Here is a 25,160-nt window from a genome sequence, read left to right on the forward strand (position 1 = left end):
TCAGGGTATCGGGTTCCCACATTCATCCGCACATGTGCGGATGAATGTGGGAGGTGTTCGGATGAAGTTGATAATCAAGGAAAGCTGGTGACGCTCGAGTGTTCTCGCAGATGTTTTGCGTGGATAAGGGCGTGCGTTGTACCATATAGACGTATATGTGTACATATGAAAGGGGCCCCGTGGCCAAGACGGTATATTCCGATAACCAAAATAATGTCGATGCCCTGGCTGAGCGTCTGAGCAGCCAGACGTCGCTTTCTGCCGAGCGTGCCAAGCTGGTTGCCTACGACCTGCTCTGCCGCAAGGCGCTTAAGATTAAGTCGAGTGCGCTGGCGCAGATTTTCCGTTCCGTCGATAAGGAATGTGACACCAAGGCGATGCGCGATGAGCTTATCGCGGCAAATATCGTGACCAAGATCGAGGGGAGCGGCATTAACGGGCGCCCGGCGTTCTATACCATCAATGCCGAGATCCGCGATGCCCAGGAGCAGCCTGCCGAGTCCGTCGAGGATTTTGTCGTCGAGGATTCCGCTGACGTGCCTGCTGTGGAAGAAGTTGCTCCGCGTGAGCATGTCGATACCGATGAGTTGCTCGATGAGAACGTCGTGCGTGCCTTTACGGCCAAGGCAGGACGCGGCGGTTTTGGCGGGGGTGGCAAGCGCGATGCGCAGCGCCGCGCCCAGCAGGAGCGCTTCCGTCGCGCCGTTGCTCAAAAGGGTGAGACGGATGCTGAGGCCGTCGAGGAAAAGTCCGTCGGGACGCAGGAGCCGACTCGCACTCAAGAGCATGCTGAGATCCAGGAGCCCAAGCGTCGCCGCGGTGCCCACTTTAAGGCCGAGCAGCGAGGTATTGCATGCGAGGTCCAGGATTCCGTCGAGGCTGCTGACGCGTCCGATGAACCGGTCAAGAAGGCTCCGGGTTCATGCCGTCCCGGACGTGGTTTTGCGGGGCGCGCGTATCCCGTAAGGCATCAGGAGAAGAGCGAGCCGGCTTCCACCACTCAGGACGAGAAGGCCGAGAAGGTCGTTGAGCCGGCGGCTCGCGAACAGAAGCCTGCTGAGCCGCAGCTTGAGGTTGATGCCGAGGCCAAGGGCCAGCAGCCTACTGATGAGCAGGCGGAGCAGGGCGCGTCGAGCAAGCCTCGCCGCCGTCGCCATCGTGGGGGCCGCAGTTCCCATGCCGAGACTGCAGCCGAGAAGACCACGCCGCAGGACGAGGATGCGAAGGTCGAGGTTTCTTCGGGGCAGCCTAAGCGCCAGCCGGCGAAGGAGAGCAAGTCCGATCGTCCGCAGAAGCAGGCGCCTATGCCGAAGCGCGAGCGCAATTCCCAAGGCGATTCTAAGCGCAAGTCTCAGAAGAAGCCGGAGTCTACCGCAGCAGATACTGCTGCCCAGCAGCCCAAGTCGGCAGTCCACGGTGAGGTCTCGGCGTTTGCCCTTGCCCGCGTTTTAGGCAGGCAGCTGCTCAAAGTTGTCCCTACGCCTACGGCGCTCTCTAAGATCAAGGAGCAGCAGACACAGATCGTAAAGGTTGAGGGCAAGGACGGCAAAAAGGCTCCGCAGCGCACTCAGCACAACGAGATGTCCAACCGCAAGATTGCCGAGGAAATCGCAATCATCCAGGCTTGGATCGAGCAGAACCGAGGTGCCGATACGCCGGTTGCCTCGCGCCGCCAGCGTGCCTACCAGATCTTTAACGACGAGAAGGCTTTTGACGGCAAGCACGGTGAGCGCCTGATCAGACGTATGACCGAAAAGGGCATCAGCATGCAGGCGATCAAGGTCGCCCCCAATCGCCCCGTGCACTTTACGGGCTTCTTTACGCTGGGTGCCGACAAGCCGTTCATTATGGTCGAGAACCTGGATACCTATGACGAGATCGTCAAGCTCCTGCGCGGACGCAAACATGCCAAGCTCTTTGGCATCAAAGTGGGCGGCGTGATTTTTGGCGGCGGCTGCAAAGCGAGCGTCTCGCACGCACTGGATGATTATCTGGCCGAGATTGGCTATCGCTTTAACTACGTCTACTACGTGGGCGATATCGATCGCGAGGGCGCGCGCATCGTCGAGCAGGCTCGCAATGCCAATGTGGTTGAGATTCGCCTGCATGCCGGCATGTATCGCGCTATGCTCGCCGAGCATAAGCGTCGCGTGAAGGCCGGCGGAGAGTGCGAGCCCGCGGCTGCCAACCAGGGTGTGCCGCAGAACCTGGCAGCGACGATCAAAGATCTGCCCATGGTCACGCGCGTGCAGTTCCGCAACGTGCTACGTGAAGGCGGGCGCATTCCGCAGGAGATCCTGATGACCGCCGACTATCGGGATGGCGACTCAGGAAGCTTCGACCGCATGCTGAACAACTAGGGACGTGTGGTCCCGACGGGCCGGGCATTAAGTTTGCTGCTCTACAGTCCTGCGCAAGACGAAGGCCACATTAAGTGGCCTTCTTTGCGTGCGGAACTCGCGACAAACTTAATGCCCGGCCCGTCGGGGCCACACGGTACGTTGTAGAAGGCGGCTCGCTTTTCGGAATTGGGCTGATATTTCAAGATGTAAAGCGCTCTTGGTCCTAATGGGCTTGGGGCGCCTTCGCGTTTCCTCGGCTCCGCACCCTTGCGGGTTCGAATCCCTCCGCTTGTCCACAAGAAAGCGCCCAGGGCCGTTATGGGCTCAGGGCGCTCAATTTTAATGGCTGGGACGGAGGGATTCGAACCCCCAACAGCCGGCACCAAAAACCGGAGTTCTACCGTTGAACTACGTCCCAATGTGTGGTGTTGCCCAAAAGCAACTCGTTTAGTTTACCCAATCTGCGAGGGCATCGCAAACGCCATCGAGCAGGCGTACGGCGAGTGTCTGCGCGTCGCTGGCCGTGAAAGTGCCGTTGTAGCGCGTCATGCCCGTGAGCTCAATGCGAATGCGAGCCGGCTTCTGCTGCGCGGCGACATTGGCAGTGCGGATGCGCTGGGCCAGGTTGTGGCACTCGGCGAGGGCAATCGTGGCGCGCGGTGCGGCGTCGGCGGGCAGCTCGTCGCTTGCGATCTCGAGCACCAGGTCAACGTCGGTTGGGACCTCGGAGTCGCAGAGCATCATGCCGCTGTTGTCGGTCGTTGCCGTGGCGATATTCCACATGCGCGACGCAACACTGCGTGCGATGGGGTCCTCGCCGATAACGGCAATCTGGAAGCGCTCGAGCACGTTGGCGGCGCGAGCAAAACCGATGCGGGACTCGGCTTCGGTGACCGAGGGCTTGCCCTCCCACACATGGTGCAGGCGGTTGATGTAGGCGTAGGTGTCCTGGAAGGCCATGCCGTCGGCAAACAGGCCGACATTTTCCTGGAACTGCTGCAGGGCGGCCTCGGTATGCGGACCAAAGTAGCCGTCGTCTTCGCCACAGGCAAAGCCCAAAACGTTGAGGGCGCGCTGCAGGGCCTGCACGTCGGCGCCATGGAAATTGGGCATGCGCAGATAGAGGGTGCGGTCGCCCAGCTTATACGAAGCGTCTACAAGGGCGCTCCAACAGGGGATATCGACGGCATGACCGGCAGCAAGGCCGCTGTCGAGCCTGAAGGTGCTGACGGCCTGCTCAGTGGTGGCTCCAAAGTACTTGTCGGTGACTTCGGCGGCATCAATCGTGTAGCCGAGCTGCAGGAGACGAGACTGCACGTCCTCGACGGCTGCTCCTTGCATGCCCGTTGTAATAGGTTCCATGAACGAACCCCTTTCGGCGTACCATTCGTACTATTTGAGCGTCTGTCGGATAGACAACGCAAAGGGATGCATAAACATGCACTCAACAGTGTAGCAAGTTGTGCCTAAATACGCTGCTGACAGGTTTTATAACCCCCGTTAGTTAAGGCGTTCCACAAAGAAATCTGCCATGGAGAGGAACAGCTCGCGTGCGTGCGGATCAAGCTCAACGTTCTCGATGGCCGCTTTGGCCTTAGCGGTCAGGTCGAGCGCGTAAGTGTGGGCGTAATCGATAGAGCCGGTCTCCTGGAAGATCTCCACGGCGCGTGCGAGCTGCGCGGGATCATCGGTGCCCGAGGAAAGAATCGCCTCGACCTCGTCGTGGTGGCGCTTATCAGAGAGGGCGTGTACGGCGACAAGCGTGCGCTTGCCCTCGGTGATGTCGGTGCGGAAGTCCTTGTTGGCGGCTTCCTTAGTGCCGACAAGGTTGAGCAGGTCGTCCTGAATCTGAAAGGCAAGGCCTGTGTGTAGGCCAAAGGCGCGCAGCGCTTCGATTTGCTCATCGCTGCCGCCGCCGATAATGGCTCCGGCGGCAAGCGGCGTGGCTCCGCTGTAAAACGCGGTCTTGTGCGTCGCCATGTCCAGGTAGTCATCAACCGAGATATCAAAGCGCCCGTCACGGACCCAACCCAGGTCGAGTGCTTGACCCTCAATGGTGCGGACGATCATCTCGGTAAGCTCGTGGAGCACGCGCAGCTTCACGTCGGACTCCAGCGTAGGGTCGTCGAGAACCGTCTTGGTGACCATGGTGAGCGCCAGGTCGCCACAATTGATGGCAAGGCCCGTGCCCTCGGTAAGGTGCATACAGGGCTTGCCTCGACGAAGCTGTCCGTTGTCGGCGATGTCGTCGTGGATCAGCGCGCCCGACTGGAAATGCTCGATAGCTGCCGCGGCGCTGCGGGCGCTCTCAAAGCTGCCGCCCACTGCGGTTGCGGCGAGCATGCAGATAAGCGGGCGGTGGCGCTTGCCGGCGTTGGCCGTAAAAGCCGAGAGCGGCGCGTACAGGTAGCGCTCAATATCGGCAGAGGTCGCCTGTCCGTCAAAGAACGTGGCCAGATAGTCGTTAATCTGGTCAAAGTGCTGGGCTAAAAAGCTGGTAAACGGACTGGACACGGGTTCTCGCATTCTTTCTGAGGTTGCATTGGTGCAATATGCAGACAACATATTGCCACATCAGGGCGTTTGGCGCGGCAGTTTTGGCGATTTAGGACAACGGGCGTGCGTTTGATGGAGCGCGCCTAAATCAGCCTAAAATGCTCGAGCGCCGCAACGACACCGTCGTGATCGACGGTGTCGGTCACGTAATCGGCCTTATCCTTGAGATAGTCTGGTGCGTTGCCCATGGCGATACCGACATCGACGGCGTTCATCAGCGAGATGTCATTGCTGGCGTCGCCAATGCCGTATACGGTTCCGTGGTGGGGATCGAGGGCATCGAGTACAGACTGGATGCCCCCGCGCTTCGTGCATTCGCGGGGCGAGATTTCGGTTACCTCGAGTTCGAGCTCGTTAAAGCACAGCAGCGGCTCAAGTGCCTTATCTTGAGCGATGTGGTTGGCGAGCGATGTAGACATCAAGATCTTGTAGACACTGTAATGTTGCAGCTGCGTGACTGCGTCGCCCAGGGTGCGCGCGTATCCGGGGGCATCGGGGGCATCGGCACTCATGCGCACGACGCCGTTGAGGCCCTCAAAGCGGATGACCTCGCCCGATTGCTCAAGATAGGGGGCAAGATGCTGCAGCATGCTGGGTGTCATCGACAGATCGCGAATTGCGTGTCCGTCGATCTCGGCGTAACCGCCCGCAAGACAGACGATGCCGGTCCAGGGCAGCTCGAGCAGCTTTGGGTGGATGCAGCTCAGCGTGCGCCCTGTGCAGATAAACGCCATGTTGCCCTTGGCAACAAAATCACGGATGGCTTGCGAGACCGCTTCATTGGGATAGGGGGAGAGGTCTCGCTCATCCTCGGGGAGCTCTTGGGCGAGTTTGGGATCTTGCCAGGCGAGCGTACCGTCGATGTCGAAGAAGCAGATGTCGCCGTTCTTTTTTGCGATTCCAACGGTGGGGGAGGGTGGGATGGTGGGGACAAAGCCCGGCTCGAGCCCCATGATTCGATCAAAGTGCTCTTTGATACGGGGAACGGAAACGCCAATGATTACCTGAGCCGTTTTGCCGGTAACGATGAGGCCCTTGGCGCCCGCCGCGACGAAGGCTGCGTTGTCTGCGACAACGGAAGGGTCTGCGACCTCAACGCGCAGACGCGTGGCGCAATTGGTCGCTCCTACAATATTGCTAACGCCACCCAAGAGCGCGACGACTTGCTCAGCGAGCAAGTGATCTTGGGATGATTGGTTGTCGGTGTCGTTTTGGGCCGCGCCTTCTTTGGCAGGGCTCTTTCCCGTCAGACGTGCGAGCGCCGCATCGCCGGCGATATGATCTTCGCGGCCTGGGGTTTTTAGGTCGAAAGCCAGAATGAGGCCCCGGAAGACCAGAAAAAAGACAGCGCTAAACATCAGCCCGATACCGAGCGCCAAAAGGTAGGAGCCGGCATGCGTCCGCATGAGCGGGATAAAGTTGAAGGCAGCCATCTCCATAAAGCCACCCGAGAAGATGCCGACGACGCCAAAGAAGTTCATGGCCATGGCAAGGCAGGAGGATAGGACGGCGTAGAGCAAAAAGAGTCCGGGATAGGTGAACATAAAGAGAAACTCGAGCGGCTCGGTGATGCCGCAGACCACCGAGGCGACGATGGCGGGCCAAAGGATGGCCTTAAGGCCGGCGCGGCGTTCGGGTTTGGCGGTGAAATAGAATGCTGCCGCGATGGCGGGAAGGCCAAAGAGCTTGCTCCAGCCGGTGGCGGTGAAACCGGCCCAGGGCGCAAGTTCGTTGAGGGGGCGCGTGCTGTGCGACAGGATGGGAAGCAAGTTGGTCCACGTGGCGTAGATGCCGTCGTTAATGACCAAATTGTCGTAGTAGATGGGCATGTAGAGCAAATGGTGCAAGCCCATGGGCTCGAGCGCTCGCTCCAAAAACACAAAGACGCCCACGCCGAAGGGGCCGACGCCTACAAGTGCGTGGCGCAGCGTTTCGGTCACAGCGTATACGAAGGGAACGATGGCGGCCGAGATAGCGGCAAGGGCAAACACGGCAAAAAAGCTGATGAGGTAGACCAGCGAGGAGCCCGAGAACGTGCCAAGCCAATCGGGAACCTTGGCATCGTAGAAGCGGTCATGGATGGCGACGACGGTTGCCGATACCGCCAGCGGGCCGATAATGCCGGTATCGAGCGTCTTGATGCCGTCGATGACGGTGATACCGTTGGCGGGGGTCAAAGATGACGGGTACTTAAGTCCAAGGTTGTCTCCGCTCAGCTTAATGATTTCGCTCAAAAAGAAGCAATAGGCAAAATAGGCCACGAGTGCCTCGAAGCAGCAGCGTGCTGGTTGCTTTTGGGCAAGACCGATAGGCAACGCTACGGCAAAAAGGAGTGGGAGGCGTTTAAAGACCGTCCACGAGCCGCGCTGGATGATGGCCCAGAAAACGTACCAAGGGGTTCCGTATACGGCGAGATCGCCGACGATGTCCGCAGTCGTTGCGAGAGCGGAGACGCCGACCATGAGGCCTGATATAGAAAACAGCATGGCGGGCGCGAACATTGCCCCGCCAAAGCGTTGGATTTTTTGCAGCATGTTCTGCCTTCCGAATATCGAGGCGCGTTGCGCGTGGGGAAACGTTTAAACAATGGATTCATTGTAGAGGACCAGACGATTGTCGTACCGGCAGTTTTGAGCGAAACCGATTTGGGCATGACAGAAACCGTCAACGGTTAAATCCTGTCGCTTTACCGATATTCGGTTTAAACAACTTTAAGAAATGCTATCGTGCCTAGCCGGAAATGAATAATGTAGAGGTGAAACAATGCCAAAAGCGATATACGAAGGAATCTACCGAGAAATACGCTCGCGCATCATTAATGGGACCTATGCGTTTCAGGAGATGCTGCCAACCGAAGCCGAGCTGACCGCAGAGTTCGGATGCACTCGCAATACCGTCCGTCGCGCCTTGGGTATGCTGGCCGACGGGATGTTTGTGCAGCCCATACACGGCAAGGGCGTACGCGTTATTTGGCTTAAGGGCGAAACCGACACGTTGGGCGCACTCGAAGAGGTTGAGTCGTTTGGCGAGTTTGCAAAGCGCAACAATGCCGTTGCATCGACGGACGTTAAGTCTTTCGAACATCTGGTTTGCACCGAGCAACTCTCTCGTCACCTGGGCTTTAAGGTGGGCGAGAAGTTGATTCGCGTAGTGCGTGTCCGAAGCCTCAACGGCAACGCGCGCCAAGTGGACCATGGCTATTTTTTGGCGTCGATCGCCAAGGGCCTGACTCCCGAGATCGCGGCAGATTCTATTTACGGCTATCTGGAGCACAAGCGCGGTGTCAAAGTGATGGCGAGCCGTCGTACGGTGAGTGTCGAACTCGCCAACGATGAGGACTGCAGCTATCTTGACCTCGGCAAATACAACTGCGTTGCCGTCATGGAGAGCCAGTCGTACACCTCGGACGGCATCTTGTTCGAGGTCACGCATGCCCGCACGCATCCCGAGATCTTCCACTACCGCGTCAACTCCAAGCGATAGCCGGCTAGCTCGCAGCCTGACGAGACTCATGGCCTCAAAGAGAAAACGCCCGGTCAAACCGACGGTACATCGGCTTGACCGGGCGTTTTCTCTGTATTCAATAACAAATAATTGTTTATACAAAACTTGTCAAGTATCAAGTTGAAATTACCGTTCACCGAAGTTTTTCTACCGCTCTAGTAATACTTGTTCAAACAACTAGCCAAATAGCGTATCGTTCAAATCAGCAAAAGGGGCAAAGTCCCCGAGCCAATCTCCGAAGGCGGCGGCAAAGGGTGCCGCCACGGTGTGAAAGGGTGGATTGTAATGAAGAACGAAATGAGCAGAAGGCAGTTCCTGGGCTTTGCTGGTTCCGCGGCTGCAGTTCTTGGTCTGGGCCTCGTGGGTTGCGGTGGTTCTGCCGGCTCCGGCTCCTCTGCTTCTGGTGACGCTGCCGAGGTCTACTTCCTCCAATTCAAGCCCGAGGTCGACAAGGAGTGGAAGGAGATCGCCAAGGCCTATAAGAAGGAGAAGGGCGTCGAGGTCAAGATCGTGACCGCTGCCTCCAACACCTACGAGGAGAAGCTCAAGTCCGAGATGTCCAAGAGCTCCGCTCCGACCCTGTTCCAGGTCAACGGCCCCACCGGTCTTAAGAACTGGAAGGATTACTGCGCCGACCTGTCCGATACCAAGCTCCGCGGTGAGCTCATTGACGACTCCCTGGCTCTGCAGTCCGACGGCAAGGATGTGTGCATCGACTGGGTCCAGGAGAGCTTCGGCATCATCTACAACAAGCAGCTGCTCGAGAAGGCTGGCTACAAGGCCGAGGACATCAACTCCTTCGACAAGCTGAAGGCTTGTGCCGACGACATCCAGGCCCGCAAGGACGAGCTTGGTGTCGAGGGTGCCTTCACTTCCGCCGGCATGGACGACTCCTCCAGCTGGCGCTACACCACCCACCTTGCCAACATGCCGCTCTACTACGAGTTTGAGAAGGAGCACAACCAGGAGGACGACGAGATCAAGGGTGAGTTCCTCGACAACTACAAGCAGATCTTCGACCTGTACATCACCGACTCCACCTGCGATCCTTCGCAGCTTGCTTCCAAGACCGGCGACGACGCCACCAACGAGTTCGCAACCGGCAAGGCCGTCTTCTACCAGAACGGCTCTTGGGCCTACTCTGACCTCGTCAAGGCCGGCATGACCGACGATCAGATTGGCATGATGCCGATCTACATCGGTGTTGACGGCGAGGAGAACCAGGGCCTGTGCTCCGGCGGCGAGAACTACTGGTGCGTCAGTTCCCAGGCTTCCGAGGATGCCCAGAAGGCCACCGAGGACTTCATGTATTGGTGCGTCACCGCTGACACCCCGACCAGCATCATCGCCGACAAGATGGGTCTGACCGCTCCGTTCAAGAGCGCCAAGGAGACCACCAACGTCTTCTCGCAGCAGGCCGTTGCCATGGCCAAGGACGGCAAGAAGACCGTCGCTTGGGACTTCGTCTACATTCCCTCCGAGGAGTGGAAGAAGAACCTCAAGCAGGCTCTGATTGCCTACGCTGCCGATAACAGCAAGTGGGACGGCGTCAAGAACGCCTTCGTCGATGGTTGGAAGACCGAGAAGGCCGCTTCCGAGTAAGCAGTTGCTGCCCAAGCTATCTGATTAGCGACAGGGGGCGGGCAGACGTTGGTTTGCCCGCCCCCTGCATATTGAAAGGACCCTTTTATGGGCAAAGCACTCAAGCGCTGGTGGCCGCTCTTTATGCTGCCCACGTGCCTGGCGTTTATGATCGGGTTCGTGATCCCTTTTATCCAGGGCTTCTATCTCTCGTTCTGCCAGTTTATTATCATTAGTAACGCGCACTTTGTCGGTATCGAGAACTACGTGCGCGCGCTGTCCGATCCGCAGTTCTCCACGTCGTTCTTCTTTACCGTGGCGTTTGCCTTCCTGTCGACGGTGCTCATCAACGTGATCGCCCTGGCCATTGCGCAGGCGCTCACCCGCAAGGCGCTCAAAGGCACCAACATCTTCCGTACGATCTTCTTTATGCCTAACCTGATCGGCGGCATCGTGCTGGGCTACATTTGGCAGATTCTGATCAACTGCCTGCTCTCCAACGTGGGCGCCCAGCTCATCGCTCTTAACTCTGCTGCTGGCTTCTGGGGCCTTATCATCCTGACCCTGTGGCAGCAGGTCGGCTACATGATGATCATCTACATCGCTGGTCTGCAGTCCATTCCGTCCGACTACATCGAGGCCGCCAAGGTCGACGGCGCTACGGCATGGCAGACGTTTTGGAAGGTTAAGATCCCTAACCTGATGCCGACCATCACCATCTGCCTGTTCCTGTCCATCACCAACGGCTTTAAGCTGTTCGACCAGAACCTCGCCCTTACCGGCGGCGCCCCCGCGCACTCCACCGAGATGCTCGCCCTGAACATCTACAACACGTTCTATTCGCGTGCCGGTATCGCATGGCAGGGCATTGGTCAGGCCAAGGCGGTTATCTTCTGCATCCTGGTCGTGGCCATCTCCATGATCCAGCTTAAGGCCACGAGGTCCAAGGAGGTGCAGCAGTAATGAAACGCGATAAGGTTATCAACCGCGCGCTCTCGATTTTCTTTACGATCCTGTCGCTCGCGTGGATCTACCCCGTGTTCATGATTGCGCTTAATTCTTTTAAGAAAGCGACCGCAATCAGCACCACCACGGCATTCGATCTTCTCACGCCCGAGACGTTCAACGGCCTCGCAAACTACATGCACGCCCTTAACGAGCAGGGCTTTGCCTCGGCATTTATGTACTCGCTCATCATCACGGTCACGTCGGTCGTGCTGATCTTGGTGTGCTGCTCCATGTGCGCTTGGTACGTGGTTCGTGTCAACAACAAGATCTCGAACTTCTTCTATTACCTGTTCGTGTTCTCGATGGTCGTGCCCTTCCAGATGCTCATGTTCACGCTGTCCAATTTGGCGGACCGCATCGGCTTCAACACGCCGTTCAACATCTGCTTTATCTACCTCGGCTTTGGCGCGGGCCTGGCGGTCTTTATGTTCGCCGGTTTTGTAAAGAACATCCCGCTCGAGATCGAGGAGGCGGCCATGATTGATGGCTGCAACCCGGTCCAGGTGTTCTTTAAGATCGTCCTTCCCATCATGAAGCCCACCTATCTTTCGGTCGGCATTCTCGAGACCATGTGGGTCTGGAACGACTATCTGCTGCCCTACCTTACGCTCGACTCCACCAAGTACAAGACCATTCCTATCTTGATCCAGTACTTCCGCGGCGGCTACGGCCACGTCGAGCTCGGCCCCATGATGGCCTGCATCATGATGGTCGTTATCCCCATCGTTATCATGTACATCCTCTGTCAGAAGTACATCATCGACGGCGTGGTGGCAGGTGCCGTCAAGGGCTGATGCCGTAACTGTTTTGCAAGTTTCTGCGGCGCCCCTCAGCGCGGCGCCGCATATCGAAAGGTAGAGACATGGCCGAGATCGTTCTCAAACATGTTCAGAAGGTGTATCCCAACAACGAGTCAAAAAAGAAGGGCTTCTTTGGCAAAAAGAAGAAGACCGAGGAGAAGAAGCACAACCTCAAGGTTACCGAGGACGGTGTGCTCGCTGTAGAGGACTTCAACCTCACCGTTCACGACCAGGAGTTCGTCGTCCTCGTTGGCCCCTCTGGCTGCGGTAAGTCCACGACGATGCGCATGGTCGCCGGCCTGGAGGACATTACCTCGGGCGATGTGCTCATCGACGGCAAGCGTGTCAACGACGTGGCGCCCAAGGACCGCGACATCGCCATGGTGTTCCAGAGCTACGCTCTGTACCCCAATATGACGGTGTACGAGAACATGGCGTTTACGCTTGAGCTCAAGAAGGTTCCCAAGGACGAGATTGACCGTAAGGTTCGCTCTGCTGCCGAGATTCTGGGCATTACCGAGTACCTCGACCGTAAGCCCAAGGCGCTCTCCGGCGGCCAGCGCCAGCGTGTCGCTATCGGCCGCGCCATCGTGCGTGACCCCAAGGTCTTCCTGATGGACGAGCCGCTGTCCAACCTGGACGCCAAGCTTCGTAACCAGATGCGTGCCGAGCTCATTAAGCTGCGCCACGAGATCAAGGGCACGTTCATTTATGTTACTCACGACCAGACCGAGGCTATGACCCTCGGTGACCGTATCGTGGTCATGAAGGACGGCGTTGTCCAGCAGATCGCCACGCCGCAGGAGGTCTTCAACCATCCCGCGAACATCTTCGTCGCCGGCTTCATCGGCGTGCCGCAGATGAACTTCTTCGATGCCCAGCTGGTGCGCTCGGGCAACGGCTTTACCGTCAAGACCGAGGATATGAACGTGGCGCTCGCCCCCGAGACTTGCGTTCAGCTTGCCCTCAACTGGGACGGCGGCGACGTGAAGGAGATCACGGCCGGCGTGCGTCCCGAGCAGATCCTGCTTGCCGACAAGGGCGAGGAGGGCGCGCTCCAGGGTACCGTCGAGGTGACCGAGCTCATGGGCTCGACCGAGCATGTCCACGTGACCGCTCCCGACGGCCAGTTTGTCCTGATTATCCCCGTCGTCGACCTCGAGGCCAAGGGCGCGCTCAAGGCTGGCGACACCATCTGGTTCAAGTTCGAGAAGAACGCGACCCACCTCTTCGATAAGGTTTCTGGCAAGAACCTTATCTAGGCCCGGTGCATCCAGGCCCTCCCTTTGGGCGACTGCGGTATTGCCATCCTTTTGCCGCGGTCACATATAAGGCTCCCCCCCCGTCCACTGGGCGAGAGGGGAGCCTTTCTTTGTGTTGGGGCTGTCTGACCGGTCGTTTGTCTCGATCTGTAACGGGTGAGGCTGATTTCGGACGTTAGATGTTACAGATCGAGACGGTTCCGCTGAGCTAACCATTTCATCTAAATCTGTAACACCAAAGGTGAATTTCAGCTGCTAGATGTTACAGATCGAGATAAACCCAAGGGGAGGGGCCGGTATGTCTCAATCTGTAACAGCTGGGACCGTTTTTACCGAGTAGTTGTTACAGATCGAGATTGTTTGGCCGAGTTGGGTCGCAGGGTAACGTGCGGGCACAAAAAACGGAGCCGTGTTGCCACGACTCCGTTTCTCAAGAGGATGGGTAAGGGAAGCGAAATTAGTTCAGGTGCCAGATCTCGTCGTTGTACTGGGAGATGGTGCGGTCGGACGAGAAAGTGCCGGCGTTGGCGATATTGATGAGCGCCTTGCGCATCCAAGCGTCCTGGTCCTCGTAGTCGGCTAGCACGCGCTCCTTGGTCTGGATGTACTCCTCAATGTCGAGCAGGGCCATGAACCAGTCCTTGCCCTTGATGTCGTCGTGCAGACGCTGCAGGCGCTCCGCGTTGCCGGTCGCCATAAAGGCGGGGTTGGTGATGAAGTCCACCAGCAGTTTGATGCCGGGCTTGCGGTAGAGCGTGCCGGCGTCATAGGTGCCGTCGGCGTAGAGCTGCTCGACCTGTTTGGACGAGGCACCAAAGGTATAGATGTTCTCGTCGCCCACGAGCTCGGCAATCTCCACGTTGGCGCCGTCAAGCGTGCACAGGGTTAGGGCGCCGTTGAGCATGAACTTCATGTTGGAGGTGCCGCTCGCCTCCTTGGAGGCCAGGCTGATCTGCTCGGAGATGTCAGCGGCGGGGATCACGCGCTCGGCGGCGGTGACGTTGTAGTTCTCGATCATGACAACCTGCAGGTAGGGAGCCACGTCGGGGTCGTTTGCAATCCACTGCGACAGCGTCAAGATCAGATGGATGATGTCCTGCGCGATAGTGTAGGCAGGCGCCGCCTTGCCGCCAAAGATGATGGTGACGGGGTGCTTAGGTCTGTTGCCGTTCTTGATATCGAGGTACTTCCAGATGATGTAGAGCGCGAGCATCTGCTGACGCTTGTACTCGTGGATGCGCTTGACCTGGACGTCGATGATGGCGTTGGAGGGAATGGTCACGCCCTGCTCGAGCGCCATGAACTGGCGCATGATGGCCTTGGCTTCGACCTTGGTGGCGGCCAGGCGCTCAAGAACGTCCTTGTCGTCGGCGAACTTGGCGAGTTTGCTCAGATCGCCGGTGCTGCGCCAGTCGGTGCCGATCACATCGTCGAGCAGGCTGGCGAGCGCGGGGTTGGCCCCATGGATCCAGCGGCGGAAGGTGATGCCGTTGGTCTTGTTGGAGAACTTCTTGGGATAGATCTCGTAGAACGGATGAAGCTCGGTGTCCTCCAGGATCTTGGTGTGGAGGGCGGCTACGCCGTTGATGGAGAAGCCAAAGTGGATGTCCATGTGGGCCATGTGGACGGTGTCGTGCTCGTCGATGATGGCGACGCGCGGGTCATCGTGCTCGGCCTTGGCAACCTCGTCGAGCTTGACGATAATGTCGGCGATGGCAGGGGAGACCTTCTGCAGGCTGGTGATCGGCCACTTCTCGAGCGCCTCGGCAAGGATCGTGTGGTTAGTGTAGGCGACCATGGAGCGTACGATGGTCACGGCCTCGTCAAACTCGATGCCATGCTCGGTGGTGAGCAAGCGAATGAGCTCGGGGATGACCATGGTGGGGTGCGTGTCGTTAATCTGGACCACGGCGTAGTCGGCCAGATCGTGCAGGTTGCTGCCGCGCTCGATGGCCTCGTCGATCAGGAGCTGGGCGGCGTTGCTTACCATGAAGTATTCCTGGTAGATGCGAAGTAGGCGGCCCTGCTCGTCGGAATCGTCGGGGTAGAGGAACAAGGTGAGGTTCTTGGCGATCTCGGTCTTGTCGAAGTCGATGGAGCTGCCGGGGACCAGGCCGTCGTCGACGCCCGCCAGGTCGAACAGGCGCAGGCGGTTCTTGGTGGGCTGGCCGTAACCGGGCACATCGATGTTGACGAGCTTGGAGGTAACGGCAAAATCGCCGAACTCGACGGTGTAGGAGCGGTCATCGTCGACTAGGATGTCCTGCTCACCGAGCCACTCGTCGGGGACGGCCTTCTGCTGGTTGTCGACAAAGCGCTGACGGAACAGACCGTAGTGATAGTTGAGGCCCACGCCATCGCCGGTCAAGCCCAGCGTGGCGATGGAATCCAGGAAGCACGCGGCCAGGCGGCCCAGGCCGCCGTTGCCGAGCGACGGCTCGACCTCGAACTCCTCGATCTTGTTGAGGTCGTGGCCTGCGGCGGTGAGCTGGTCCTTAACCTCGTCGTAGATGCCGAGGTCGATCATGTTGTTGATGAGCAGCTTGCCGATCAAAAATTCGGCGGAAATGTAATAGAGCTTTTTCTTGCCGTTGTTGAGCGGGCAGGCGGCGGAGCGCTCCTGCACGAGTTTGACCAGCAGCTTGTAAATGCGACGGTCGTCGAGCTGCTCGAGCGAGGTGCCAAAAGACTGCTCGGCGAGTTCCATGAGGTTAATTTGGGGCATGTTTTCTCCTGTGATGGGTTGTTTCATGTCTGCAATTCATAAGAAGCCCGCGCGAGGGGATTGGGGTGGCCTCGCGCGGGAAAAGCAAGCGCGTCCGCACGGTGGGGAGGGGTTGGGCGCGGTAGCTCCTATTGAGGAAGCTCGATTTCGGCTTCCGACGGGATGCGGAAGTAGGTCTCGGTCCAGTCGGTGAGTTTGTGCTCGAGCTCGCGGGTGATGGCGCCGTCGAGCATGCGCCAGGTCCAGTTGCCGCCCAGCGTGGCAGGGGTGTTGATGCGCGCCTCGTTGCCCAAGTTGAGCAGGTCCTGCATGGTGTAGATGCACGTGTCGCTCACGCTGGCGGCGATGGTGCGGTTGAGTGCATCTGCCATGGGTTCGCCGGCCTGCTGATGGGTGTACAGGGCTGCCTGCTCGCGCTGACGGGGGGTGGCCGTTCCCTCAAACCAACCGCGCGCCGTCTCGTTGTCGTGGGTGCCCACATAGGCGACGGTGTTGGCGATGTAGTTATGCGGCAGGTAGTACGAGTTGGTGCCCTCAAAGGCAAACTGCAGGATCTTCATGCCGGGGAAGCCCGAGTTGTCGCGCATGTCGATGACGCCGGGGGTGAGGAAGCCCAGGTCCTCGGCGATGATGGGCAGCGTGCCGAGCTTTTCCTCGAGCGTCTTGAAGAACTTGAGGCCGGGACCCTGCGTCCACGAACCGTAGGACGAATCGGGCGAGGAGAACGGCACCTCCCAATAGGCCTCGAAGCCGCGGAAGTGATCCAGGCGGATGACGTCGTACATGTCGAGGGCGGCGCGAATGCGGCCCTCCCACCAAGAGAAGCCGTCGGACTCCATGGCGTCCCAGTCGTAGATGGGGTTGCCCCAGTACTGGCCGGTGGCCGAGAACTGGTCGGGCGGCGTGCCGGCGACGCTCACGGGATTGCCGGCGGCGTCGATCTTAAAGAGCTCAGGCGTCGCCCACATCTCGACGGAGTCACGCGAGACATAGATGGGCAGGTCGCCGATGATGAGAATGTCGCGCTCGTTGGCATAGGCCTTGAGGCGGCTCCACTGGCGATCGAAGAAGTACTGCGTCATCTGGTGGTAGAGCATACGCGCCGGATGGTCGGCGCAGACCTTGGCGGAAGCCTCGCCGCGGGTGCGGAGCTCCGCGGGCCACTCCCAAAGCGCCTTGAGACCGCACTCCTCTTTGACGGTCATGAACTCACAGTAGGGGATGAGCCAGTCCTCGTTGGCCTGGATAAAGTCATCGAAATCGGCCGGCTTGTCGGCGGCAAAGCGCTCGGCGGCGCGGTCGAGAATCTGACGGCGGCCACCAAAGATGGCACCGTAGTCGACATTGCTGGGGTCGGATCCCAGATACACGCCATCGATATCGCGCTGCTCCAGATAGCCGGCCTCGATAAGCTCGGCAAAGTCGATAAAGTTGGGGTTGCCTGCGCGGGCCGAGAACGACTGATAGGGCGAATCGCCATAACTGGTCGTCGTGAGGGGCAGAATCTGCCAGTAATGTTGTTTGCACGAGGCGAGAAAATCGACGAAGTCGTAGGCATTCCAGCCAAAGCCGCCGATTCCGTATGGTCCGGGCAGAGATGAGACGGGCATGAGGACGCCGCTTGCACGCTCCATGAATGCGCTCACCAACCTTCTTGTTGTGGGGTTCGGCCTGCCGATGGGTGTGCAGTCCGCCTCCGATGTTCTGATTCGATACGCCTATTGTAAAACATGTTGTTTAAACATGTACAGGCAAGATAAAAAAGTTGGTCGATTTTCGGCGAATGGTTACATGCCATGAAAAAAGCCCCGACCTCACAACGTGAGATCGGGGCAAGAGCGGTATGTAGGTTTTTGCTACTCGGCGTCGGCGAAGCCGTTGGGGTTGTGGCTCTGCCAGTTCCAGCTATCGCGGCACATGTCCGCGATGTCGTACTGGGCCTTCCAGCCCATCATGCGCTCGGCCTTGGAGGCATCGCACCAGTTGGCAGCGATGTCGCCGGCGCGGCGCTCGCGGATCACGTAGGGCAGCTCCTTGCCACAAGCCTTGGAGAAGGCGGCGACGACCTCGAGTACCGAGGTGCCGGTGCCGGTGCCCAGGTTAAAGATCTCGACGCCGGTTTTGCCGTTCATCCATTTAAGGGCGGCAACGTGACCAGAGGCCAGATCGCACACGTGGATGTAGTCGCGCACGCCGGTGCCGTCGGGGGTGGGGTAGTCGTTGCCAAAGACCTGAACGGCCTCGAGCTTGCCCACGGCGACCTGGGCGACATAGGGCACCAGGTTGTTGGGGATGCCCTTGGGGTCCTCGCCGATCAGACCCGACGGATGGGCGCCGATGGGGTTGAAGTAACGGAGCAGCACGACGTCCCACTCGGGGTCGGCGGTGTGGACGTCCATAAGGATCTGCTCGATCATCCACTTGGTCCAACCATAGGGGTTAGTCGCGGGCTTCTTAGGATCCTCCTCGGTGACGGGCGGGTTGTCCGGGTCGCCGTAGACGGTCGAGGAGCTCGAGAAGATGATGGACTTGCAGCCATGGTTGCGCATGACGTCGATGAGCACCAGGGTGTTCTCGATGTTGTTGTGATAGTACTCGACGGGCTTGCTCACCGACTCGCCGACGGCCTTAAAGCCGGCAAAGTGGATGACGCGGTCGATCTGATGGGTATCGAAGATCTTGTTCATCGCATCGCGGTCGAGCACGTTGGCCTCGTAGAAGGTGAGGTTCTTGGCGGCCTCGTCGCCCACGATGGTCTTGACGCGGTCGACGGCGACGGCGCTGGAGTTGGAGAGATCATCGACGATGACGACCTGGTAGCCACCCTCGAGCAGCTGAACGACGGTGTGCGAGCCGATAAAGCCGGCGCCACCGGTAACGAGGACACAGGTGTCTTTGGGGTCGAGTGCTTTGGACATGTAGTCTCCTATCGAATCAGGAACACTTCTTCAGGGGAGTATAGCGCAGGCAGGGACGCCCAAATCGTGCGCTGTAGGAAAAGCAGAGGATTGTGCTAACGTACTCATAGAAGAGCTTGCGTACGCATAACCTGATCTTTGACATTTGCTTACGAGCCGCTGACCTTGTAGTTTCCTGCCGTTCGTGGAAATCGTTGGGACGCGCCATATGTACGCTAATATGTATGAGTTGAGCGACATATAAATAAGCATGTAACGGAGTACATATGTCACCAAACAGCGATTCCATCCTTTCCCAGGAGCTCTCGCGCCGCACTGCCCTCAAGGCCCTGTTCGGCGCCGCTTCTGCGGCAGTTCTTTTTGGCCTGCCCGCTCGCGCCCATGCGGCGGAGGCTTCCAAAGAAACCACCGATAAACTGAATGCCGCCCAGGCCCAGCTCGACGAGGTTCAGGCCCAGCTCGACAGCATCGCAAATGAGTATGCGGCGCTGGCCAACAAGAATGCCCAGACCCTCAACGACATCGAGAATGTCCAGGGCAAGATTGACGACACGCAGGCCCAGATCGATGAAAAGAAGGCCGAGCTCAAGAAGAAGCGCAACGACCTTTCCGATCGCGTGGCCGCCAGCTACAAGTCCGGCGGCACGAACATCCTGTCGCTGCTGCTGGCCTCTGGCTCGTTTGAGGAACTCGTCGCCAACGCGCATTACGTTGAGAAGATCAACAAGAGCGACCGCGATGCCATCGAGGATATCCAGACGATTCAGGCTGAGCTCGACGCACAGAAGACCGAGCTCGAAGCACAAAAGGCCGACCTGGAGAAACTCAAGGACCAGCAGACTGCCCAGATGCAGGACATGCAGGCCAAGCAGCAAGAAGTCCAGACCGTGCTGAACGGTCTTTCCGACGACGTCAAGGAGCTCATGGCTCAGCGCGATTCCGAGATCCTCGCTGCTGCCCAGGCTGAGGAGGCCGCTAGGAAGGCTGCCGCTGCCGCGGCTGCCGCGAACAAGAACAATTCCTACTCGGGTGGTTCGAGCTCGGGTGGTGGATCGTACGCGCCCGGAACTCCGCAGCAGAATGCCGGCTCGGGCAAACAGCAGGCTGTCGTCAACGCGTGCTACTCCACGCCTTCGCCGGGTCAGAACTGGTGCGCGGCGTGGGTCACCAATGTCTTCCGTAACGCCGGCGTTGGCTACTTTGGAGGCAATGCGTGCGACATGTTTAACGCCTGGTGCTATAGCTCCGACCGCTCGGCGCTGCAGGTGGGCATGATCGTGGCCGATTCCTCGCACAGCGGCACGGGTGCTCCGGGCCTTATCTACGGTCATGTGGGTATCTACGTTGGCGGCGGCATCGTTATGAGCAATGAGGGAGCCATTACGTCTAAGTCGCTTGATTCGTTTATTAGCTTCTATGGCACTGGCTCTGGCGTGCGTTGGGGCTGGCTTGGCGGTATTGCGCTGTCGTAAAGCCGACGGGGCCGCGCGCCCGCCCGCAATATATTTGATTGCCTGCTCGGGCAGTCCTGCGCAAGACGAAGGCCACATTAAGTGGCCTTCTTTGCGTGCGGAACTCGCGATCAATCAAATATATTGCGGGCGGGCACGCGGCCCTCTCGGGTTCGGGGCGCGACTCACCGGACTGGTTGTCTGAATAAATATGGTGAAGGCCCCTTTCGGGGCCTTCTTTTTTAGAGGAATTCGCCTACTCGGTGGACTTCGGGTTCTAGGTCTACGTTGAATTGGTCTTTGACGGTTGCCTGGATGTGGCGGATGAGTTCGTCGACATCGGCGGCGGTGGCGTGGTCGGCGTTGACGATGAAGCCGCAGTGCTTCTCGCTCACCTGCGCGCCGCCAACGGCGTGTCCTCGCAGGCCGGCATCCATGATGAGTTTGCCGGCAAAGTAACCCTCGGGGCGCTTGAAAGTGGAGCCGGCACTCGGCATGTCGAGCGGCTGCTTGTCCTCGCGGCGCTGGCGGTAGTCGTCCATGTCGGCCTTGATCATCGCGGCGTTGCCCGGGGCGAGATTGAAGGTGGCCGAAAGCACGATAAAGCCGTCATCGGCGATGCGGCTCTTTCGATAACCCAGGTTGAGCTCGTCGACATCGAACTCGATGATATTGCCGCTGCCGCGGGTGCCGTCGTCGAGCTGGCGAGCGGGTTTGTAGACGCGCACGGACTCCAGCACATCGGCCATGCAGGCACCGTAGGCACCGGCGTTCATGTAGCAGGCGCCGCCGACCGATCCGGGGATGCCCGAGATGGGCTCCATGCCGGTGAGACAGGCCTCGGCTGCCGCGGCTGCGACATCGGAAAGCAGCGCGCCGGCTGCCGCCGTGACGTGCGTGCCGTCGACGGTGATGTTGGAGAGACCTTCGCCCAGCGCCACGACGACGCCGCGGATGCCCTTGTCGCCGACGAGTAGGTCGGAGCCGTTGCCCACGATGGTGAGGGGCAGATTGCAGCGATAGCAGGTATCGAGCGTGGCGACGAGGCCCTGCTCGGTATCGGGCGTGACAAAGACGTCGGCCGGGCCGCCGATCTTAAACGTGGTGTGCTCGCGCATGGGCTCGCTCATCAGTACGTTGTCCTCGCCGGCAACGCCAGCAAGCGCGCACAGCAGGTCCTCGTTAAAAAAATCGTTTTCGTGCATACTAATAGCCGCCTTTTGGTGGTCGTTGTCATCAATCGATTGCAATATACCCCACCCGGACGGATTTGGTGCGCTGGCGGTGATAAAACAGCCGTCTACCGGATTGGTAAAGTGTTTATCACCGAGGTAGAGGGGTGGTCGCTATACTTTCAAGAGATTGCGCGTAAACCTGGAAGGAGCGAGATGGCCAACAAAGTCACCCTCAAGCAGATCGCCCAGGAGGTGGGGCTTTCCCCCTCGTCGGTCTCGCTTGTTCTCAATAATCGGCCCTGTCGCATCTCGGAAGAAAACCGCAAGCTCATCAAGGAGGTCGCGGCGCGCAACCACTATGTTCCTAATCAGATTGCGCGTAGTCTGGTCATGCGCGAGTCGCGCACGCTGGGCCTTATCGTCCCTAACATCGAGAGCCGCTTTTTTGCCTCGCTCGCCGGTAGCCTGGAAAAGCGCTGCCGCGAGGACGGCTATGCGCTCTTCATTACCAGCTCGGGTGGAAGTGCCGACGACGATCTGGAGCTGCTGCGTCAGCTGGTAACGCGCGGCGTTGATGGCGTCTTCCTGGTTGTGGGCGACGAGTTCTCCGACGACCGCGCCCTGCGCGAAGAAGTCAGCCATCTGCCTATCCCTGCCGTGATGGTCGACCGTGCCATTGAGGGGCTCGAGTGCGACAAGGTGATGTTCGACCACGAGATGGGTGGCTACATGGCCACTCGCTATCTGATCGAGCAGGGCCACCGTCGCATTGCCTGCTTGGTTAACGCGCGCCGTTCCAATACGGGGCGTAAGCGACTTGCCGGCTATGAGCGCGCGCTGCGCGAGGTTGGCCTGCCTATCGACGCACGTTTGGAGTTTGAGAGCGAGTACTACATTCCGAGTGCCTACGAGGCCTCGGAGGCGGTGCTCGCAACTGATGCCACCGCTGTGTTCGCAAGTTCGGATAACATCGCCCTCGGTCTGCTCAAGCGCTTGCACGAGATGGGGAAGAGCATCCCGGGCGATATCTCGGTGGTGAGCTATGACAACTCGGCGGCCGACGTTCTCTTTGAGCCGGCGCTGACCGCGATTGAGCAGGATCCTGGTGTCCTTGCGGAGCATGCTTTTGGCTGCATGTCCAAGCGTCTTGCCGGTAGGGGCGGCAGGCGTGCCGAAGAGGTCGTCCTGGAGCCGGCGCTTATCGTTAAGGGCAGCGTGCTCGAACTTACCGAATGTAGCTAAACGTACTTGTTTGTTTGCATAGATTGCATGCGGAGTGTCCGCTATTTGCCGGCGGGGCCGGGGTGCCTGCCTTGTTTTGAGAAGTTCGCGGAGCCCACTTCTCAAAACAAGGCAGGCACCCCGGCGCTCGTCCGTGAACTCTTCCGCTGGGCGAGCCATAGACGCCGCGCACCGATAGGGTAAGACGGCGGCTTGAAATTGGTGCTATATTCAGCTTGAGTTGTTTAATACTAGTACGGGAGGCTGATATGGGGCTGTTCAAGAAGAAAAACCCGCAGGATGCCTTTGATCCCGATGTGTTTACCATCACGGATACGATTTTGGACCCGCCGCGGTTTACGTTTTTGCCGGCTATCTACCAGGATGCCACGCATCGCAAGTGGGCCGTACATCAGCGCGGCGGCGAGCCGAAGATTTTTGACTATGCGGACGTGTTGCAGTGCGAGATTGTCGAGACCGGAAATCCCGAGGATGTGCCGGAGGTTAGCAAGCGCGAACTAGCTCAGCAGATTTTGATTAATCCAGCTCAGGCTACCAAAAACAACGCTGCCAAGCGTAATATGTGCCTTGGTATGGGTGTCATCGTTGCCGTGCAAACCGGCGAGGATGAGATTTCGAAGCTTGAGATTCCGGTGACCGCGGGCGAAGTCAAGCGAGACTCCGGCCTATATCGATCGTATCGGAACGTTGCGGAGCAGATCAAAGAAGCCTTCGACGCCATGGGGCGTCCGGAGCAATGATGCCCGCAGCATCAAGCGGTTGAGGAGCCTCGCCCATGTCGAGTGAACCATATGCGATTCCGCCCAAAGATCGCGCCTTTGAGGGCATTCTTTGGTATATCAAACATTATGACCTGCAGGGTGGTGACCGGCTGCCCGCCGAGCGTGTGCTCTGTGAAGAGCTGGGCGTGTCGCGCACGGCGTTGCGCGCTGCGATCACGCGTCTTATTTCGTGCGGAACTTTGGAAAGCCGCCGCGGTTCGGGCACCTATGTGTGTCCTCCCAAACCGCTGAATATCTTTCAGGAAACATGGAACTATACGCAGGCGGTGGAGAGGGTTGGCTCAAAGTCGACCGCACGCCTGGTTTGGTCCAAGGTCGTGTACGCCGATATCGATCTGGCCCAAAAAGCCCAGATCGACCTGGGCATGCCGCTCTTCTGCATTCGGCGCGTGCGCGCGGTTAATGGTTCCCCGGCGTCGATTGAGACGGCTCACGTCAATCTGTCTTTGTGCCCCTCGCTTCCCGATCACGATTTTGAGCAGGAAAGCCTCTACGACGTTTTGCTCAAAGAGGGGAATGTCCATGTGGCGCACGGCAAGGAGCATATTTCCATCAGCCGTCTGAACGCCGACGAGGCCAAGTTGCTGGGTGCTCAGGAGGGCACGCCGGTGTTTTACAAGGCTTCGCACGAGCGTGACGAGAACGATGGCTTTGTCGAGTATTGCAAGTCCGTGATTCTGCCGACCAAGTATCGTTTTGCCGATAACGGCGAGGCAGACGGTGTTGCGACGAAGGTGGGTGTCGAATGGCTGATGCAGTAGAAGACTTGCCGGTTTACAAACAAATTCGCCGCTGCATTGCGGAGCGAATCGAGCGCGGCGACTACCCGACGGGCTCGATGATTCCGTCCGAAAACGAGCTGGCCGAGGAGTTTGGCACGACACGCCTGACAATCCGAAGCGCCATGGACGAGCTGGTCAAAAGTGGCCAGATTCGTCGCGTGCAGGGCAAAGGCGCCTTTGTGGGACACAAGTGGTTTGACGAGCACGAACGCAAGGGCGGCTTCCGCCAGTCGGTTTTGGCATCGGGCGCGACGCCGTCGGTGCGCATCCTGGCGCGCTCCAAACGCTACGCCGGCCCGTATTATGCCGACTTGTTTGGCATCGCCGAGGACGATCTGCTTTACTCGGTGCGCCGCCTCAACTGCATCGATGGTGAGTCCGTATCGATCGAGATGACACTGATTCCGTGCCTGCTGTTTCCGGGCATCGAAGACGTGGACATTTCGGTCTTCAGCCTGTTCGAGACCTACGATATGTTGGGACGCAAGCCAGATCAGTCGGTAGAGAAACTCGATATCGAGGCGCTGGGCGCACGCGATGCGAGTTTGCTCAATCTTGAGCCGGGCGATCTGGCGCTCGTGCTGGAAGGCCTGACCTATGACTCGAGTGGGCAGGCAATCGAGCATGCCAAGTCTTTTACCCGCGGCGACGCCGGCGGATATACCTACAACTATTAGCGTCTAGAGCGTCCCTGCGCATGGCGGGGGCGCTCGTTTTTACGGATATATGTCGCTTGACCGATGAGCGGCAAAAACTGACCGTCTACCGAGAGGGGAGGATGAAATCATAAAATCGATATTAAAAATGTCTAACCTGTAATCGTTCACTGGTATTAAGAACCTTTGAATTGTTGAGCTTGGGGCCAAGATGTCCACAAGGTTAAGCGGTGCGACGGGGCGGCAAGCCCGTTCATTCCGTGCGACAATTCAAACTGCTCGTGAAAGGAGCGGGAATGAAGGAGACCGAGAAGATCGAGATCATGCACTTCGACCAGGAGGGCTACCTCGAGGACGGCAGGAACGTCTACGAGGC

18 protein-coding genes and 1 tRNA gene are annotated in these 25,160 nt (G+C 58.7%); 11 read left to right on the plus strand and 8 right to left on the minus strand.

The features are described 5' to 3' along the window. Positions 1-179: 179 nt before the first annotated feature. Positions 180-2,360 (plus strand): hypothetical protein, encoded by a 2,181-nt coding sequence (locus tag GPK39_RS03925; protein ID WP_215673944.1) that lies wholly within the window; start codon positions 180-182, stop codon positions 2,358-2,360. Between the two features lie 325 nt (positions 2,361-2,685). Here the strand turns inward: GPK39_RS03925 and GPK39_RS03930 are convergent. The 4 genes from GPK39_RS03930 to GPK39_RS03945 all read right to left on the minus strand — a co-directional run bounded on the left by GPK39_RS03930 (position 2,686) and on the right by GPK39_RS03945 (position 7,432). Beyond that, positions 2,686-2,760 (minus strand) — tRNA-Gln (locus tag GPK39_RS03930). Positions 2,761-2,789: 29 nt separating this feature from the next. After that, positions 2,790-3,704, minus strand: a complete 915-nt coding sequence (locus GPK39_RS03935) for a peptidoglycan-binding domain-containing protein (RefSeq protein ID WP_215673946.1) — start codon at positions 3,702-3,704, stop codon at positions 2,790-2,792. A 138-nt stretch (positions 3,705-3,842) separates the two neighbouring features. Further along, on the minus strand, positions 3,843-4,856 hold the full coding sequence (locus GPK39_RS03940) for a polyprenyl synthetase family protein (RefSeq protein WP_338404388.1): 1,014 nt from the start codon (positions 4,854-4,856) through the stop codon (positions 3,843-3,845). A 125-nt stretch (positions 4,857-4,981) separates the two neighbouring features. Further along, complete coding sequence (locus GPK39_RS03945) at positions 4,982-7,432, minus strand: PTS transporter subunit EIIC (RefSeq protein WP_215673950.1); 2,451 nt, start codon at positions 7,430-7,432, stop codon at positions 4,982-4,984. Positions 7,433-7,661: 229 nt separating this feature from the next. On the opposite strand from GPK39_RS03945, the gene GPK39_RS03950 reads away from it, so the two are divergent. From GPK39_RS03950 to GPK39_RS03970, 5 genes are all read left to right on the plus strand, one after another. Continuing rightward, the gene (locus GPK39_RS03950; RefSeq protein ID WP_215673952.1) at positions 7,662-8,381 is read left to right on the plus strand and encodes a GntR family transcriptional regulator; all 720 of its coding nucleotides are present in this window, start codon (positions 7,662-7,664) and stop codon (positions 8,379-8,381) included. A 306-nt stretch (positions 8,382-8,687) separates the two neighbouring features. After that, positions 8,688-10,004: an ABC transporter substrate-binding protein gene (locus GPK39_RS03955; RefSeq protein ID WP_006235863.1), complete on the plus strand. Its 1,317-nt coding sequence runs from the start codon at positions 8,688-8,690 to the stop codon at positions 10,002-10,004. Positions 10,005-10,091: 87 nt separating this feature from the next. Further along, positions 10,092-10,946, plus strand: coding sequence for a carbohydrate ABC transporter permease (locus tag GPK39_RS03960; protein WP_006235864.1), 855 nt, complete (start codon positions 10,092-10,094; stop codon positions 10,944-10,946). Then, positions 10,946-11,785: a carbohydrate ABC transporter permease gene (locus GPK39_RS03965; RefSeq protein ID WP_022095055.1), complete on the plus strand. Its 840-nt coding sequence runs from the start codon at positions 10,946-10,948 to the stop codon at positions 11,783-11,785. Before GPK39_RS03960 ends, GPK39_RS03965 begins: the two co-directional genes overlap by 1 nt. 68 nt (positions 11,786-11,853) lie before the next feature. Further along, complete coding sequence (locus tag GPK39_RS03970; RefSeq protein WP_215673954.1) at positions 11,854-13,053, plus strand: ABC transporter ATP-binding protein; 1,200 nt, start codon at positions 11,854-11,856, stop codon at positions 13,051-13,053. Between the two features lie 457 nt (positions 13,054-13,510). Here the strand turns inward: GPK39_RS03970 and glgP are convergent, their stop codons facing one another. The 3 genes from glgP to galE form a co-directional block, all read right to left on the minus strand. Then, a complete protein-coding gene (glgP, locus tag GPK39_RS03975) occupies positions 13,511-15,778 on the minus strand; it encodes a glycogen/starch/alpha-glucan family phosphorylase (RefSeq protein ID WP_252204659.1) in 2,268 nt (755 codons plus the stop codon). A 128-nt stretch (positions 15,779-15,906) separates the two neighbouring features. Beyond that, the gene (gene malQ, locus GPK39_RS03980; RefSeq protein WP_338404389.1) at positions 15,907-17,424 is read right to left on the minus strand and encodes a 4-alpha-glucanotransferase; all 1,518 of its coding nucleotides are present in this window, start codon (positions 17,422-17,424) and stop codon (positions 15,907-15,909) included. 210 nt (positions 17,425-17,634) lie between these two features. Continuing rightward, a complete protein-coding gene (galE, locus tag GPK39_RS03985; protein ID WP_215673958.1) occupies positions 17,635-18,696 on the minus strand; it encodes a UDP-glucose 4-epimerase GalE in 1,062 nt (353 codons plus the stop codon). Between the two features lie 266 nt (positions 18,697-18,962). Here galE and GPK39_RS03990 point away from each other — a divergent pair, with 266 nt between their 5' ends. Beyond that, entirely contained in the window at positions 18,963-20,168 is a 1,206-nt protein-coding gene (locus GPK39_RS03990; RefSeq protein ID WP_215673960.1) for a coiled-coil domain-containing protein, read from the plus strand. A gap of 221 nt (positions 20,169-20,389) precedes the next feature. On the opposite strand, the gene murB is transcribed toward GPK39_RS03990, so the two are convergent. Then, complete coding sequence (gene murB, locus GPK39_RS03995) at positions 20,390-21,352, minus strand: UDP-N-acetylmuramate dehydrogenase (RefSeq protein ID WP_215673962.1); 963 nt, start codon at positions 21,350-21,352, stop codon at positions 20,390-20,392. A gap of 183 nt (positions 21,353-21,535) precedes the next feature. On the opposite strand from murB, the gene GPK39_RS04000 reads away from it, so the two are divergent. The 4 genes from GPK39_RS04000 (at position 21,536) to GPK39_RS04015 (ending at position 24,805) form a co-directional block, all read left to right on the plus strand. Continuing rightward, on the plus strand, positions 21,536-22,564 hold the full coding sequence (locus GPK39_RS04000; RefSeq protein ID WP_006235873.1) for a LacI family DNA-binding transcriptional regulator: 1,029 nt from the start codon (positions 21,536-21,538) through the stop codon (positions 22,562-22,564). A gap of 248 nt (positions 22,565-22,812) precedes the next feature. Then, complete coding sequence (locus GPK39_RS04005) at positions 22,813-23,304, plus strand: hypothetical protein (protein ID WP_148332854.1); 492 nt, start codon at positions 22,813-22,815, stop codon at positions 23,302-23,304. Between the two features lie 35 nt (positions 23,305-23,339). Beyond that, positions 23,340-24,107: a GntR family transcriptional regulator gene (locus GPK39_RS04010; protein WP_215673964.1), complete on the plus strand. Its 768-nt coding sequence runs from the start codon at positions 23,340-23,342 to the stop codon at positions 24,105-24,107. Continuing rightward, positions 24,092-24,805, plus strand: a complete 714-nt coding sequence (locus GPK39_RS04015) for a GntR family transcriptional regulator (protein WP_215673966.1) — start codon at positions 24,092-24,094, stop codon at positions 24,803-24,805. The genes GPK39_RS04010 and GPK39_RS04015 overlap by 16 nt, the downstream gene beginning before the upstream one ends. Positions 24,806-25,160: the final 355 nt, after the last annotated feature.

Source organism: Collinsella aerofaciens, from assembly GCF_018785245.1.
Classification (GTDB): Bacteria; Actinomycetota; Coriobacteriia; order Coriobacteriales; family Coriobacteriaceae; genus Collinsella; species Collinsella aerofaciens_AD.